Raw genomic sequence first — 14615 nt, 5'->3', positions numbered from 1 at the left:
AGGCTTTTTTATCACCTACGTATATAAATAGAGCTTGTATTCCCGCATTGTTCTTCAGGAACCCTAAAGCCTATTTTTCGCATCATGTTGTGAAGTACTTTGTTAAATAGCTCCAATTCAACTGTCTCGCTTCCCTGTCCTTGTTGATAAGTTTTTAACTCAGGGAAAGTGGATATCGCTTCCCGCTGGATACTGGCCAATTCATCCGCATTAATATTTTGTTTGCTCAGTAACTTAGCACTAATAAATGTCTCGTAAGATCGAGCGCATTTCATCAGTCGTAAAACAAATTCATTCATTTCTGTCGTTCTTTTCTAAGTGATAGCCTGACGTTGGTAAGGTGCGCTAAAACACCAAAATATGCCGAGTTAAAAGATACCAAAAATCGATGTACTTCCTCTGTAGGAATAGTCCTATTTACATAGCAGGAAACACCTAAAGCAGCGCTTTATTAACGGCTTAATCAACACGTCACATTCCTAAAATGAATTAAATATTTTCAGCTTTTTAGTCGCCTTGTCTTATAGGGAAACACTAGATGTTTTCGAGAGGAAGGCGGAACACATAAGGTGGAAAATCTACTTCCTCTCAAATTTAAATAGTATCGCAAGTTAATGTTTTAAAAGCATATTTAAGTTAGGCACGTATCTTGCGATAAGACATACTTTCAAGGCATAGAGTTACGCCAATTACCAATGAGAGAGGGAGTAAGCTCGTGAGTTCAATAGATCCAGCAACCTTTGCAGCCCAGTTCGCGCAGATCGAAATTCAACCTTTTAAACAACGCTACCAACTGCAAACCAATACGTATCAATCTCAGCTATCTGCTCTGGGTAAAGTTGAGAGTGCCATGCGTGAGTTCCGCACTGCGCTCAACGAAATGAACAGCAGCACAAACAGCATCATTAAAAACTCCACCTCCATCTCTCAAGAAGGCTACTTTACTGCAAATGCAGACGCTAAGGCTCTATCGGGTAGTTATCAGATATTCGTCGAGCAAGTAGCAACGTCACACCAAGTTTCTACTGGAATGCCAGCAGATCTAGACGCAACCACTGAAATCCCAAAAACAGGAAATCTTGAGTTCACCGTCAACGGTAAAACAATGACGATTGATCTATCAACGGTCGATACCGACGGTGATGGTGTAACGACGGTGAGTGACCTAACAAAAGCGATCAATAACAACAGTGATAACCCAGGTGTAAACGCAACCTTGGTACGCTCAAATGGTCAGACTCACTTCATGCTTTCAAGCACTGAAACCGGCGTCGCTAACCAAATCAACGTGTCCGCAACGGGTACAGGCCAAGCGTGGTTTGAAGATGCATTCACAAACCTTAGTCAAATCAGTACCCCCCAAGATGCCGTGATCTGGTTGGGTGCAGAGAAAACTGGTCTAAAACTCACTAACTCGAGCAATACGTTTGAAGGTGTTATCGATGGCGTAGACATTACTGTAACCAAGGCTCAGACCTCTGGAGAAACCGCGATTGGTTTAGGTATCGGCGCTGATGACGAAGCAACCAAAGAGCAGCTTAACAAGTTCGTAGACGCCTACAACACATTGATATCTACAATTGATGAACACACACAAATCGGCAGTGAAGATAAAAAACGCGGTGTGCTAGCTAGCGACCCAACCATGCGCTCAATTGAAAGCCAACTATCAAGCCTTGTCCGAGGCGAGCACGGCGGCATGCGCTTAAGCGAAATAGGCGTAACGTTGGATCGCCATGGCAAATTGAAAGTGGACCAAGAAAAATTTGCAGAGGCACAAAAAAACAATAGCGCAGGCTTAGAAGCAATGTTCAATGGCGACGGTGCATTACTTGACTCAATGGATGCCATGGCCGAACCATTCCTTAAATTTTCTTCTGGTGCGTTCAAATCTCGTAAAGAAGCGCTGCAAGCAAACTTAGATCGCCTCTCAGACAAACAAACCACTTTAGAACGTAAGTACGACATGTCGTACAAGCGTTACCTAAAACAATTCACTCAAATGAATACATTAATGACCCAAATGAACCAAACCATGTCAATGTTTGGCTAAGGCTTTAGGAGAAGATCTCATGCTTATGGACTCCGGTTACGACTCATACCAACAAGTCGACCTCGATGCTCAAGCGGCAGCAGCAAACCCTCATCAACTTGTCATCATGCTTATTGATGGCTTACTCGATGAAATTGAACGCATTCGCGGCCATCTTGCTGCGAAGCGTTTGGCAGAGAAAGGCGCTGGCATCAATAAATGTATGAACATTTTAATTGGATTAACCAGTGCCCTTGATGACGAAAATGGTGGCGAAATTGCAGAGAACTTGCGCCAACTGTACGACTTCTGTCAAGTCGAACTGTACTACGCAAGCGTACAAAATGACGCTGACCGTTTAATGAACGTCGAACGTGTAATGGGTAATATTCGTGAAGGTTGGATGAATTTTGGACAACAAGCATAAAGTGTCGCCAGAGCGATTCCGTCACTTATCTCAGCTAATCCAATTCGCCACTAAGACGGCGGATTGGCACGCGCTAAAACGCCATGATTTGCAGCTTCGAGAGCTGCTTATCAGTCATAAGCCGTTTTTGAAAGATCCCAAATTAGCACCTGAGATTCAGCGTGCTAAATCCGTGCACGCGGATGCTTTTGCTGCATTAGAGAAAGCCACTGGTGAGCTCAAAAAAGAGATGAACATGGCGAACGATCAACAAGAGCGTGCCATGGCATATCAACTAGCGATGACAATGGAGATGACACAATGATGATTTCTTCTTCACTGCCATCGTCAAATGCCACTTCATCTTCAGAAGGCCGAATCACGCAAGCAAAAGACGTTCAAGGCTTTTCGCAGCGCAGTGCTTCAGGGCAAACACCTCTGAATCAATCCGCAGCATTATCAGAGCAAGCAGTACCAAGCTTTCGCCTTGCTGCACAAACTTTCTCAAGTGAAGAGCGCGAAGAGGCGACAACTGCAACAACGGAAGAAAATGCTACGGTTGATACCACAGGAATGAATGTTCTTCTGAGTGCAACAACACCAACTGAAACACCAGACCTTGCAGCGCAAGCGCAAACCTTGACGCAAGGCATGCTAAACATGGCTGAGAAATCGGTTGCGTCGTTCAACAAAGTCAATCCGTTGGAAGTAAAAGGTGAAGCAAAAACAACAAGCCCAGCGCAAGCTAATGCCTTGTTAAACACATCACCGCAACAACAAGATATTCAAACTAGCCAAACGACTTCTGCGAATGCACGCGTGAACACCTCTGCCGTAGACTTTCAAGCATTGTTGAACCAAACAGCACAAGGGCAAGCAACGACTGCACCACTGAACGTTCAAACTTCTGCTCCGTCCGCTCAAGCAGTGAGCACTGCGACAGTGGCTCATGCTCATACGCAAGGCTCAGAGTGGGCAGCAGTGAAAGTGGACACAAGTGCAGGCAAATGGGGCGAGCAGATGATGCAGGTGCTGCATGACCGAGTCACCTTGCAAGCACAGCAAAGTGTTCAGGAAGCGAAAATCCGTCTCGATCCGCCCGATCTAGGCAAACTGGATTTACTCGTTCGTGTTGAGGGCGATCGATTGAGCGTACAGATCAACGCAAACACGGCGGCAACACGTGAAGCCTTGATGCAAGTATCGGAACGCTTACGCACTGAACTACAAGAACAAAACTTCGTCCATGTTGATGTCAATGTAGGTGCCGACCAAGGTCAAGAGCGCCATCAGCAACAGATGAATGACGAAGACACCACAATTTTCGCTGCACGTGAGTCCAGCGCATTTCAATCCAATACAACAACAAACTATTCAGAACACTGGCTGAACACTCAAGCCTAAGTAAGTCATCGAGGAAAAAGGTTATGACCAAACAACAAATGATCGCCATGTTTATCGCCATGATCATCACCAGCGCCCTCGTTTCGGCCGCCACCATCATGGGTGGTATTTGGTATCTCAATAAACAGGCACAAGATTCAGGTGAAACCAGCTCACTGCTTGAGAACTCTCCTTTGTCTTTTCTTGTGACTGAACAACCAACCAGCAAAGGCCCAAGCTTTCACCCTCTAGACAAAGTGGTACTGAGCATTAAAGGCAAGAAACAGACGCACTTTGTCATGCTAGAGCTGGCTATTGAGACCCGTCGACCAGAACGTATTAAAGACATCGATAACTACATGCCAATGGTTCAAAACTCGCTTTTGAAGCTGTTTAGCGACAAAACTTTCGATGAACTGCAACAGACAGGCGCGATCGATATTCTGCAAAACGAAGTGAAGCAAACGCTGTTGGTAGCCTTTGCGAAGACTGACATCGTGCGTGATATCGATGATGTACTGCTGACGAAATACGTTGTGCAATAACGGAGCACAACCATGTTAGACATGAACCCTCAAGAAACGTACACCGCACCAGAGGAAGTGAACACACCATCACGCCCGATTGATGAAAACGCACTTTTGCAACGTCATCAAGTGATGGTGAAACGCGTAGTTAACCAGCTTCGCGTTCATGCCACTTCCCATTGCAGTATCGAAGATATGCAGCAAATTGGTCTTATCGCGCTGGTTGAAGCAGGACGTCGTTATGGAGACATTGACGATACTCACTTCCCGGCGTTTGCGGTTTGCCGTGTACGCGGCGCGATCTTAGATGAACTGCGCCGTTTAGACTGGCGCTCACGTAAGACACGTCAGCAAGCCCATGAGCTTAATGACGTCACACGTGACCTCACCCGCTCGTTAGGTCGCATGCCAACGGACTCAGAAATCATCAAAGCTCTCGGCACCGACGAGCAAGATTATTACAACCGTCAAAACGCGGCGCTTGCAGGTGAAATGCAAAGTCTCGATCAACTGATGGAAAACAGCACCGACAGCCACTTTGGTGGGCAATACGACGGCATGGAGCACGAGCACATTCGTCGTAGCTTAGACAGCGCACTAGGCCGACTGTCAAAACGAGATCAATTGCTACTGACGCTGTTTTATCAACACGAACTCAATTTACACGAAATAGCCCTCGTCTTGGATCTGACGCCACCTCGAATTTGTCAGCTTCATAAACAAGCGCTGAAACAACTCAACCAATTAATGTCCTCTTAGGAGTCACAAGATGCAAAAGTTTTTAGGAGTCCTCACTATCCTTGTGTGTGTCTTCGGCGGATACATGTGGGCTGGCGGTAAGCTAGGTGCAATTTGGCAACCAGCAGAATTTCTGATCATCATCGGCGCGGCAGCGGGTTCTCTCATTATTGGTAACCCACCACACGTTCTGAAAGAGATGCGCCAACAAGTGCCAGCAACCATCAAAGGTCCAACTGAAGAGTACGAGTACTACATGGAGCTGATGGCGCTATTAAACAACCTGCTAGAAACAGCGCGTAGCCGTGGTTTCAAGTTTTTGGATTCTCACATCGAAGCACCAGAACAAAGCTCTATCTTCCTGATGTACCCGCTAGTTTCTGAGGATCATCGTCTAATTTCGTTCATTACTGATAATTTACGTTTAATGGCGATGGGACAAATGTCGCCTCATGAATTAGAGGGACTGTTAGAACAAGAAATCGAAGCTATCCAGAACGAACTGCTGCTGCCTTCACGCTCATTACAGCGTACCGCAGAAGCACTACCTGGTTTCGGTATTCTTGCCGCAGTTGGTGGCATCATCATCACTATGCAAGCCATAGATGGTTCTATTGCGCTCATTGGCTATCACGTAGCCGCTGCCCTTGTAGGTACATTCATTGGTATTTTTGGTTGTTACTGTGGTCTAGATCCACTAAGTAACGCCATGGCTCAGCGAGTGAAACGTAATATGACCGCTTTTGAATGCGTACGCGCAACGCTCGTTGCTTACGTCGCTAAAAAGCCAACATTGCTCGCCATCGACGCTGGCCGTAAACACATTCAGCTAGACATCAAACCAACATTCAACCAAATGGAGAAGTGGTTAGCTGAACAGGAGGGATAATGCAAAAACAAGAGCATGTAGTGTTCAAACGTGCCAAAGCTCACGGCCATGACGAACCTCATGGCGGCGCGTGGAAAGTCGCGTTTGCTGACTTCATGATCGCCCTAATGGCGCTGTTTCTTGTGCTTTGGGTCATGCAAGTGGTGGATAAAGAAGAGCGTAAAGCGATTGTTGCCCACTTGCATAGCTCAAGCGTGTTCGACAAGAGTTACGGCAATCCATTTGATACCTCACAAAGTATCTCTCCTATCGACTTGGCACAGGACTCTTCTGTGCCAAGTAAACACAATTCCAATCACGTTGTGAGCTCTTATTTTCAAGGTGACGGTGATGGTCCAGAAATTAACTCTCTAGTTCCTGGCACCTTCGACACCCAAGAGCAACTTGCTGCTCTGGCAAAAGTTATCGAAGAGATGACCGCGCAGATCAACGCGCAAGGAAACGTCAACGTTACTGTGACACCACAAGGCTTGCGTATCGTGTTGCAAGACGATTACAAACAGCACATGTTCAGTCGTGGTGGAGCCGAGCTTACGCCATTTTTTGAAGATTTACTGTTGGCACTTGCCCCTCTTTTCGAGCAAGTAACCAACCCATTGATCATCAGTGGTCATACCGATGCGATTCCGTTTAAGAAACGTTTTGGTCGTCAGTCGAACTGGGCGCTGTCGGCATCGCGTGCTGATGTGGCGAGAAAAACGCTGGTTGAAGGCGGAATGCCTGATGATCGCGTCATGCAAGTTACTGGCATGTCAGATCGAGCGTTGCTGAACCCAGATGAGCCAGATTCAAGCGAAAACCGTCGAATCGAACTGTTTATTCTGACAACACCAGCAGCAAAAGTGCTTGAGACCTTATTTGGCAATCAAGATGACAGCGAGCTGCAAAAAGCGAAACAAAAAGCGGAATTTAACCAACCCGTTATTCGACAAGAAGTGATCCGTTACTCGGCGGACGCAGAAAAACAAGAAGCGAAAATCCAAGCACTATAACGCTTGTCAACGCCATAAACCACAAAGGTCACCTCGCCCAGCTGGTGACCTTTTTAATCCCTAATCCAATTGCCGTGACTTTTAGTAGAGTTCAATATGCACGAGCCAATGCCCGACACAAAAAGACGTGATATGTTGAAGAAAGCCTTTTTATGGCTAATCATCTTCGACTATTTATTATTGGCGTTTTTTCTTACCCAACTCTCTAGCCTCAACCTAAACAGTGGCACCATGATCAGCCTGCTGCTCGTGGTTTACAATGTTCTGCTTGTGTCGTTGTGTTTTCAACGAACCAACAAGCAAGACTCATACATCATCTACCCAGTGTTATCAGCAACGTTGCTCGCTTTTGTCTGCTTCCTTTACTTTTTTTTTCTGGTTTAAGAGCCCCATAACCTAATCAAGCACGCGTTCACTGACTCATACGATTGAACGCAACGAGGTCAAATGAGCCTTTAATTTCAAACCGAACTCGTCCCACTTCACTTAAGAAAAACTCAATTTCGCAATCGAGATCAAACGTGCCGGAAGTCTCAATAGAGAATGCATTGATCTTACTGTAAGGCAGCGACGTGTAATCCACTTTTGAGCCCGTAATCCCTTGCACATTCGCCGCAATCACTCGTTTGTTGGTAAACACCACTTGGTCACGAACGGTTTTAAAAGCGGCGAAAATGGTCTCACCATCAATCAAAAATTTGTGGAAATCATCTCTGACTTTGGAAACGTCAATAGGCTTAAGCTTGAACACAGAGGAGTTATCGAAGTCGATCATGAGTCGTCCTTTAAATAGGCTGAAAAACGAATTTCTCAACGTATCAGACCACACCGGTTTTGCCTATCTACCTCAACCGTTTTTGCTTGATTCATCTACTGCAAAACCCAAATTACTTCCAACCCTGCTGCCATAACTCTGGGTCTTTCAGATCTTGCCAGTTCATCTCTTGCTCACGTTTACTCATAACGGCTTCAATGACACATTTCACAACATTGCCGTCTTCATCCAGTTCCATTTCAGTTACGACAAAGTGCTTCTCTTTATTTTTAGGTGACGTCGCCGTCCATTTGCTGTGCAATAGTTTCTTTGGGTGAATTTTATTCATCGCGGTATACCAATTTAACTTTCATCTCTATGTATACGACTGAATACCAAGAGAGAATCAGATTTTATTTTTAAGCATCCACGAAAGAGAAAAGCCGCAAAAGAGGTCATCCCCCAATGCGGCCTTACTTACAACCCACTTAGGTCTTTTGACCGTTCAAACGAGGGTTTAAGTACTGACTCTGTAGCAACTGCAAAGCCTTACCAACCAGCACAATCACCACCGCGCCGATCAGTACTGGCGTGAACAGAAAGCTCCACCCCTGCCCAGATGCCATGATCAAGATAGGATTTGCGCCCGCAGGTGGATGCGTTGTCTTCGTAATCAGCATCGCTGACACACCTAACCCAGTCGCAATCGCGAGGGTGATTGGCGTGATCTCAACGTATTGGCTAAACGCAATACCGATAGATGCCGTAATGAAGTGACCAATGATCACGTTTTTTGGTTGAGCTAGAGGGCTGCTAGGCACCCCAAACACCAACACCGCCGTAGCACCAAAGGGCGCCATGAGAAGTACAACCTCAGTAAGAGATACCTCGGCGTAAGACAACACACCAATAGCCAATGTCGCACCAAGCCCCGCGACCAAAGATAAAATTAAATTATTCATAAACACCTCAAAGTAGACCGAATTGTCTACAAATTAAAATAGACAAATCTGTCTACCTTTGTCAATATGTGTTTGTAGAACTTTTTGAGGACGTAGTTATGAACAAAAAGAAACAGTTATTGATCGACACCGCGTTGTCACTGTTTTACAAACAGGGCATCAACTCTATTGGCATCAATGAAGTCCTTAAAGTTTCTGGCGTGGCTAAACGCACGCTGTACAGCCATTTTGAGAGCAAAGAAGCGCTCATCCTCGCCGCACTAGAACAACGCCACCAAATCTTCATGGCGTGGCTAGAGGAAAAACTGTCATCAGCACAATCGAGTACAGACGTGATCGACCAGTTGTTTACCGCGCTTAACGGGTGGTTTCATGGTTCTGAAGAAAAATTGGGCGAGTTTCGCGGCTGTTTCTTCATCAACACGTCCGCCGAATTCAGTGACGACAGCGGCGAGATTGCAACGTATTGCCGCCACCATAAACAGCAAGTTCGTGAGCTAATTCAACGCTATCTCAAATCAGACAACACATCATTACTCGATGCCATCTGCATCATGAAAGAAGGTGCCATCACTACCGCTTACATGACAAAAGAGTACGACGACGTCACAAAGAAATGCGTGGAAATTTTGCACAAGCTGTAGCGGTAAGAAAGCAAGAAACGAAACGACCGAACACCAAACTGGCGAGAATGTTCAGAAATGGTAAGGTTATTTTATCAACCTAATGAGACACGCTTGATATGAAAATTGGCGAACTGGCACAAAAAACGGGCCTTGCTCCCTCGCGTATTCGATTTTACGAGCGCATCGGACTGCTAAAAACCGTGCCCCGTAAAGCCAATGGGTACCGCGAGTATCCGCAAGAAGCGTTAATGATTCTGGACATGATCACAACGGGTCAGCAAGCTGGATTCAGTTTGGATGAACTAAGTGCGTTACTGCCATCCGACCTTTCTAACTGGGATCATCATCAGTTGTTGACAACCTTGCAGCAAAAAGTCCAAGAGCTAGACGAACTTGAGCGAAAAATTGCGCAGAGTAAAAGCAAGTTAAAAGAAGTACTTAAAGAGATTGAAGCTAAGCCAGATGACATGGACTGTGCAATGAATGCAAAACGCGTCATGTCTCAGCTTGGTCAAACGATTCTGACCAAAGAAAACCCTTCAAATAAAAATAAAGCCGTCACCAAAGCAAAGCAACGTTAACAAGCGGAGCTTTACTCTTGATGTTGAGTTAAAGATTCGCAAGTTCCCTACCTGCCACTAAATTGAGTTTGTTAAAACCATTCGCCCTTAGCTCAGGTCTGCCATCTCCTTATTTCTATATTCAATAAAAATTAATCTGATTTATCTTCAAAATGCGGGTTGACCTTAAACCTAACTTTAATCTTAGGATGAATATCAAAGCAACACAGCAGGAGATTGGTGAATGCAAACGATATTGGGTGCAAGTGGGCAAATTGGCCGTGCGCTAGCATTAAGCCTAAAACGAGACTTTACGAGCGACATCCGTTTAGTGAGCCGCAATCCGCATCGAGTCAACGAGACGGATCAACTGGTAAAAGCGGACTTGCTCGACGCGAAACAAACATCAGATGCCGTAAAAGGTTCTAGTATCGTTTACCTTACTGCAGGGCTACCAATGGATACCCAACTGTGGGTGGAACAGTGGCCAACAATGATGCGTAATGTCATCGCCGCATGTAAAACTCATCAAGCAAAGCTTGTTTACTTTGATAATACCTACATGTACCCGCAAACGGATACGCCTCAACAAGAAGATGCACCATTTCAGCCCAATGGAGAAAAAGGTCGAATTCGTGCGGTCATTACTGACATGCTGCTAGAATCGATGAATAAAGGAGAAATCGAAGCCGTTATCTGTCGCGCTCTGGAATTTTACGGCCCGGGAAAAACGCAAAGCATCACTAATTCCGCCATTATCGATAATCTACTTAACCAAAAAAGCGCAAAAGTGTTTTTACGTGATGACGCCAGACGCAAGCCGAGCCATGGCGCTAATTGGGAATACGCCCGATGCTTACGGACAAACTTGGCATTTGCCTTGCGATGATCGTCGACTGACGTATCGGGAGTTTATCGCTGTTGCGGCAAAGGTTTTTAACGTTCAGCCGAAATACAAAGTCATCAAGCGCTGGCAATTGTGGCTAGCTGGGCGATTTAATCAAACCATTCGAGATGCAGCCGAGCTTTTGCCTCGCTACGAATCTGACAACCTTTTTGTTTCAGATAAGTTTCAGACTCGTTTTCCAGATTTTCAAATCACCACATTCGAACAAGGCTTGACCACAATTCAACAAGAAAAAGCCAATGACCAGAAACCTCTTTAAGCAGGCATTGATAGGAGCTTTTTGATGAAAGATAACACACCGGCATCATCCCCAGAGCGTTGGATCATATACGGAGCCAATGGTTATACAGGCGAGCTGATTGCGAGAGAGGCCGTAAAACGGGGTCACCACCCAATCCTTGCAGGTAGAAGTTTAGAGAAAGTACAAAGCCTAGCGGCTGAACTAGGGCTGCAAAGTCTTGCTTTTTCTCTTGAGGATAAAAGCAGCGCGGTCCAACATATTTCGGGTTCCTCACTGGTATTAAACTGCGCAGGGCCCTTTTCTTCGACGGCAAAACCGATGATGAAAGCGTGCCTAGAAGCAGGCGCGCATTATCTCGATATTACAGGTGAGATCTCTGTATTTGAGTTTGCACAAACGCTGCAATCACAAGCAAAGGAAGCTAGTGTCGTATTGTGCTCTGGTGTTGGTTTTGATGTTATTCCAACGGATTGCATTGCAGCCACATTGAAAGCTGCGCTACCAGATGCAACCCACTTGTCTCTCGGTTTTGACTCTCGCTCTGGTTTTTCTCCGGGCACAGCGAAAACGTCTGTCGAAGGTTTGGCTCAAGGCGGAAAAGTGCGACTTAACGGAAAAATCACCACCGTTCCGCTAGCGTATAAAGTTCGCAACATTGATTTTGGTGACGGCGAAAAACTTGCGATGACCATTCCGTGGGGCGATGTTTCAACCGCCTATTACACCACGGGGATTGAGAATATTGATGTTTTTATTCCCGGATCGCCGAACATGATAAAAAACGCTAAACGAGCGAATTGGGTTCGCCCCCTTCTCGGCATAACCTGGGTACAAAACCTCATAAAAAGCCGTATTGAAAGAACCGTAAAAGGACCGAATGAGGAGCAAAGAAACCAATTACCCACATATGTGTGGGGTAAAGCAAGTAACAAACTCGGACAAAGCAAAACAGCACGAGTACAAACGGCCAATGGCTACAGCTTAACCGTAACGGGATCTCTGGCGATTGTAGAACACCTGCTACATACGAAGCCTGAAGCCGGTGTATACACACCCTCTAAACTCATGGGCTCCAATTTTGTGTCGCAGCTTCCCGGCTCTAGTGGCATAACCATTGAAGAGTAAACAAAAAGGCACCTATCGGTGCCTTCTACATTAACAAGGGTTGAGACCATCACAACTCGTGTTCGGTACGGGCGATGATGTCATCCTGCGCGTCTGGTGACAGCGCGGTAAAGAAGGCTGAATAGCCCGCAACTCGTACGACAAGGTCACGATATTGCTCAGGGTTCTTCTTCGCTGCCAGCAAGGTTTCACGAGAGACGATGTTGTACTGCACGTGCCAACCTTTGTGGTGATTAAAGAAGGTGCGAATCAGCATTGAAAGCTTGAGCTTATCCCCTTCTGAAGCGACAGCCGCTGGGCTTAACTTCTGGTTAAGCAGCACGCCACCTAGGATTTTATTGGCTTGAATTTTACCGACTGAGTTATACACCGCCGTTGGTCCCAAACGGTCAGAGCCCGATGCTGGACTTGCGCCTTCCGCCAGTGGCGTTTTCGCTTTTCGACCATCTGGTGTTGCCATCGTGGATGCGCCAAATGGCACGTTGGCAGAGATGCTCGATGTTCCCGCGTAGTAGCCACCACCAATTGGTCCGCGCCCATAACGTGTGTTGACAAATTGCGCCAACTCATCGATATAAACTTGGTAAGCATCAGCCAGCAGTTGGTCGACATTATCGTCGTCATTGCCGTATTTTGGCGCGAAGTTGATTAAGCGTTGGCGAAGTTGTTCGTTCTCAATACCATCGAAGTCTTCTTCTAATGCTTTTGCCAATTCCGTTTGGCTGATTTGTGCTTCTTCAAACACCAAATGTTTGATCGCCGCCAAACTGTTACCCAAATTGGCGATACCCACTTGCAGGCCAGATACCCAATCGTATTTCGCTCCGCCTTCTTTTACTGTTTTACCGCGCGCCAAACAGTCATCCACCAGCGATGAGCAGAAAATATCTTGCGCTTGCTGCTCAAGCACGCTGTCGACTACGGTATCGATCTCAATCGATTTACGTGTGTAGTAGCGAATTTGCTCCGCCCAAGAAGCGGTGACTTGATCAAAACTCTCGAAGTTGCCTTTTGCCAGCGACTTATCATGCGGCAAGAAGACTTTGCCCGTGGTTGCATCCACACCTTCGTTAAGCGCCGCCAGCAAAATACGCGCAAAGTTAATGAAGCTCATACCCGTGCAACGGTAACCCCATTTGCCTGGAACAGCGGTTTCAATACAGCCAATAGACGCATAGTTGTAAGCATCTTCTTTCTCGACACCTAGCTTGATGAACTCTGGAATGACGATTTCATCGTTGTTGAATGCAGGCATACCGAATCCGCATTTGATCACTTCAATACAGCCCATCAAGAACTCTTGATTCAGACCTTCATGATAGCGAACACTCAAGTTCGGTTGCGTGGAACGTAGCTGACCACAGGACTCTAAAATCGCCCAAGATAGCGGGTTTACGGCATCTTCAGGTTCTCCATTCTCATTCAGCTTTTGGCCACCGATACAGACATTTTGATACAGAGGAGAACCTGCCGATGCTTTTGAGTGCGCGCCAGAGCGAATCTTGTTTACTTCAAGCAATTTCAACCAACAGCTTTGCAATAACTCAAGGGCGAACGCTTTGTTCATCGCGCCACTTTCAAGATCACGCACGTAGTAGTCGTTTAGGAACTGGTCCATCCGACCGAATGAAACAGAGTGGCCATTCGATTCAATTTGCAACATCAACTGCACAAAATAGCTCAGTTGCAGAGCTTGCCAGAAGTTGGTTGGCGCATGGAAAGCCACATGACGACAGTTTTCTGCGATTGTCTCCAGCTCCGCTTTCCTCTCTGGTCGCGTTTCGTTTTGTGCCATTTCCAGAGCGAGATCGGCGTAACTCACCATGTGTTCCTGAATCGCAAGCAAGACAATTTCGACGGACTTATAAAACTGCTCTTTCTTCAATCCTTCATACGTCGACACGTCGTTATTAACGCGATGCTGACGAACCTCATCCAGCAGCCCGTTCATACCGATCTTCAGGATTTTTTCGTTATCCACTGCAAGGTGCGCGTCACCCGAAGTCATGTTGCCTTCGGCTTTAATGATGGTGCTGGCTAAGATCTCTTGCTGCTCGTCGGTAAAGAGTCCATAGCAGCGATCTTGAACCGTTTTACCGCGCCAGTATGGCGTAATGGCGTGAATGCTTTGTTTGTCTTCTTCACTTACCGCAAAACCAGCCCCTGGTCGGTCGGCCAGTTCGTCGATTTCCGCTTCAATCCAACGCACCGTGTATTCAGGGAAGATCGGCGCAGCGCGTACTTTGCTCGCTTGGTTGCCTACAATCAGCTCGTCGTGCTTAATCCAAATGGTACGAGTGCGTAAGTGCTCTTGTAGCGCCAGTGCTCGTTGCACAATCACAGGTTTGTCTTCATTTGCCTGATACGCCCAAGTGTAAGCCTCTGCGCGCTCGGTACAGATAGGCGGCGTTACGATGTTGACCAGTGCCGATTTGTGGGCTTTGATTCGCTCTGGAAGGGTATGTAGGTCCAT

At 46.4% G+C, this 14615-nt stretch carries 17 protein-coding genes and 1 pseudogene; 13 read left to right on the top strand and 5 right to left on the bottom strand.

Annotated elements, in window-relative coordinates; genetic code table 11:
• Nucleotides 1-11: 11 nt before the first annotated feature.
• On the bottom strand, nt 12-299 hold the full coding sequence (locus tag NL646_RS10520; RefSeq protein ID WP_253664198.1) for a hypothetical protein: 288 nt from the start codon (nt 297-299) through the stop codon (nt 12-14).
• Nucleotides 300-715: 416 nt separating this feature from the next.
• On the opposite strand from NL646_RS10520, the gene fliD reads away from it, so the two are divergent.
• The 9 genes from fliD to NL646_RS10475 all read left to right on the top strand — a co-directional run bounded on the left by fliD (nt 716) and on the right by NL646_RS10475 (nt 7351).
• A complete protein-coding gene (gene fliD, locus NL646_RS10515; RefSeq protein ID WP_029831020.1) occupies nt 716-2053 on the top strand; it encodes a flagellar filament capping protein FliD in 1338 nt (445 codons plus the stop codon).
• A gap of 19 nt (nt 2054-2072) precedes the next feature.
• Complete coding sequence (gene fliS / locus NL646_RS10510) at nt 2073-2459, top strand: flagellar export chaperone FliS (RefSeq protein WP_005462778.1); 387 nt, start codon at nt 2073-2075, stop codon at nt 2457-2459.
• On the top strand, nt 2443-2763 hold the full coding sequence (locus NL646_RS10505) for a hypothetical protein (RefSeq protein ID WP_005478392.1): 321 nt from the start codon (nt 2443-2445) through the stop codon (nt 2761-2763). Before fliS ends, NL646_RS10505 begins: the two co-directional genes overlap by 17 nt.
• A complete protein-coding gene (locus NL646_RS10500) occupies nt 2760-3842 on the top strand; it encodes a flagellar hook-length control protein FliK (RefSeq protein WP_025632141.1) in 1083 nt (360 codons plus the stop codon). Before NL646_RS10505 ends, NL646_RS10500 begins: the two co-directional genes overlap by 4 nt.
• Nucleotides 3843-3865: 23 nt before the next feature.
• Nucleotides 3866-4366, top strand: a complete 501-nt coding sequence (fliL, locus tag NL646_RS10495; RefSeq protein ID WP_005462773.1) for a flagellar basal body-associated protein FliL — start codon at nt 3866-3868, stop codon at nt 4364-4366.
• Nucleotides 4367-4378: 12 nt separating this feature from the next.
• On the top strand, nt 4379-5107 hold the full coding sequence (lafS, locus tag NL646_RS10490) for a lateral flagellar system RNA polymerase sigma factor LafS (protein WP_005462772.1): 729 nt from the start codon (nt 4379-4381) through the stop codon (nt 5105-5107).
• A gap of 10 nt (nt 5108-5117) precedes the next feature.
• Complete coding sequence (motA, locus tag NL646_RS10485; protein ID WP_005462768.1) at nt 5118-5975, top strand: flagellar motor stator protein MotA; 858 nt, start codon at nt 5118-5120, stop codon at nt 5973-5975.
• Nucleotides 5975-6967 carry a flagellar motor protein MotB gene (locus NL646_RS10480; protein ID WP_005478256.1) on the top strand — a complete coding sequence of 331 codons (993 nt, stop codon included), beginning with the start codon at nt 5975-5977 and terminating at the stop codon, nt 6965-6967. The genes motA and NL646_RS10480 overlap by 1 nt, the downstream gene beginning before the upstream one ends.
• Before the next feature lie 96 nt (nt 6968-7063).
• Complete coding sequence (locus NL646_RS10475) at nt 7064-7351, top strand: hypothetical protein (RefSeq protein WP_005499880.1); 288 nt, start codon at nt 7064-7066, stop codon at nt 7349-7351.
• 28 nt (nt 7352-7379) lie between these two features.
• Here the strand turns inward: NL646_RS10475 and NL646_RS10470 are convergent, their stop codons facing one another.
• The 3 genes from NL646_RS10470 to NL646_RS10460 form a co-directional block, all read right to left on the bottom strand.
• The gene (locus NL646_RS10470) at nt 7380-7742 is read right to left on the bottom strand and encodes a PH domain-containing protein (protein WP_253664197.1); all 363 of its coding nucleotides are present in this window, start codon (nt 7740-7742) and stop codon (nt 7380-7382) included.
• 112 nt (nt 7743-7854) lie between these two features.
• Complete coding sequence (locus NL646_RS10465; protein ID WP_025621872.1) at nt 7855-8070, bottom strand: TIGR02450 family Trp-rich protein; 216 nt, start codon at nt 8068-8070, stop codon at nt 7855-7857.
• A gap of 139 nt (nt 8071-8209) precedes the next feature.
• A complete protein-coding gene (locus NL646_RS10460; protein WP_005462762.1) occupies nt 8210-8683 on the bottom strand; it encodes an HPP family protein in 474 nt (157 codons plus the stop codon).
• Nucleotides 8684-8781: 98 nt separating this feature from the next.
• Here NL646_RS10460 and NL646_RS10455 point away from each other — a divergent pair, with 98 nt between their 5' ends.
• From NL646_RS10455 to NL646_RS10435, 4 genes and pseudogenes are all read left to right on the top strand, one after another.
• Nucleotides 8782-9327 (top strand): TetR/AcrR family transcriptional regulator, encoded by a 546-nt coding sequence (locus tag NL646_RS10455; RefSeq protein ID WP_015313610.1) that lies wholly within the window; start codon nt 8782-8784, stop codon nt 9325-9327.
• A gap of 98 nt (nt 9328-9425) precedes the next feature.
• Nucleotides 9426-9890, top strand: a complete 465-nt coding sequence (locus tag NL646_RS10450; RefSeq protein ID WP_203494439.1) for a MerR family DNA-binding transcriptional regulator — start codon at nt 9426-9428, stop codon at nt 9888-9890.
• A 223-nt stretch (nt 9891-10113) separates the two neighbouring features.
• A pseudogene (locus tag NL646_RS10445) lies at nt 10114-11035 on the top strand (SDR family oxidoreductase).
• 24 nt (nt 11036-11059) lie between these two features.
• Nucleotides 11060-12142 (top strand): trans-acting enoyl reductase family protein, encoded by a 1083-nt coding sequence (locus tag NL646_RS10435; protein WP_025508146.1) that lies wholly within the window; start codon nt 11060-11062, stop codon nt 12140-12142.
• Between the two features lie 49 nt (nt 12143-12191).
• On the opposite strand, the gene NL646_RS10430 is transcribed toward NL646_RS10435, so the two are convergent.
• The gene (locus tag NL646_RS10430) at nt 12192-14615 is read right to left on the bottom strand and encodes a formate C-acetyltransferase/glycerol dehydratase family glycyl radical enzyme (RefSeq protein WP_253664194.1); all 2424 of its coding nucleotides are present in this window, start codon (nt 14613-14615) and stop codon (nt 12192-12194) included.

The organism is Vibrio sp. Y20_XG_PY13 (assembly GCF_024181925.1).
Taxonomy (GTDB): Bacteria; Pseudomonadota; Gammaproteobacteria; order Enterobacterales; family Vibrionaceae; genus Vibrio; species Vibrio parahaemolyticus.
The sequence above is the reverse complement of the archived record's forward strand: the minus strand, read 5'-3'. Positions and strand labels throughout refer to the sequence as shown.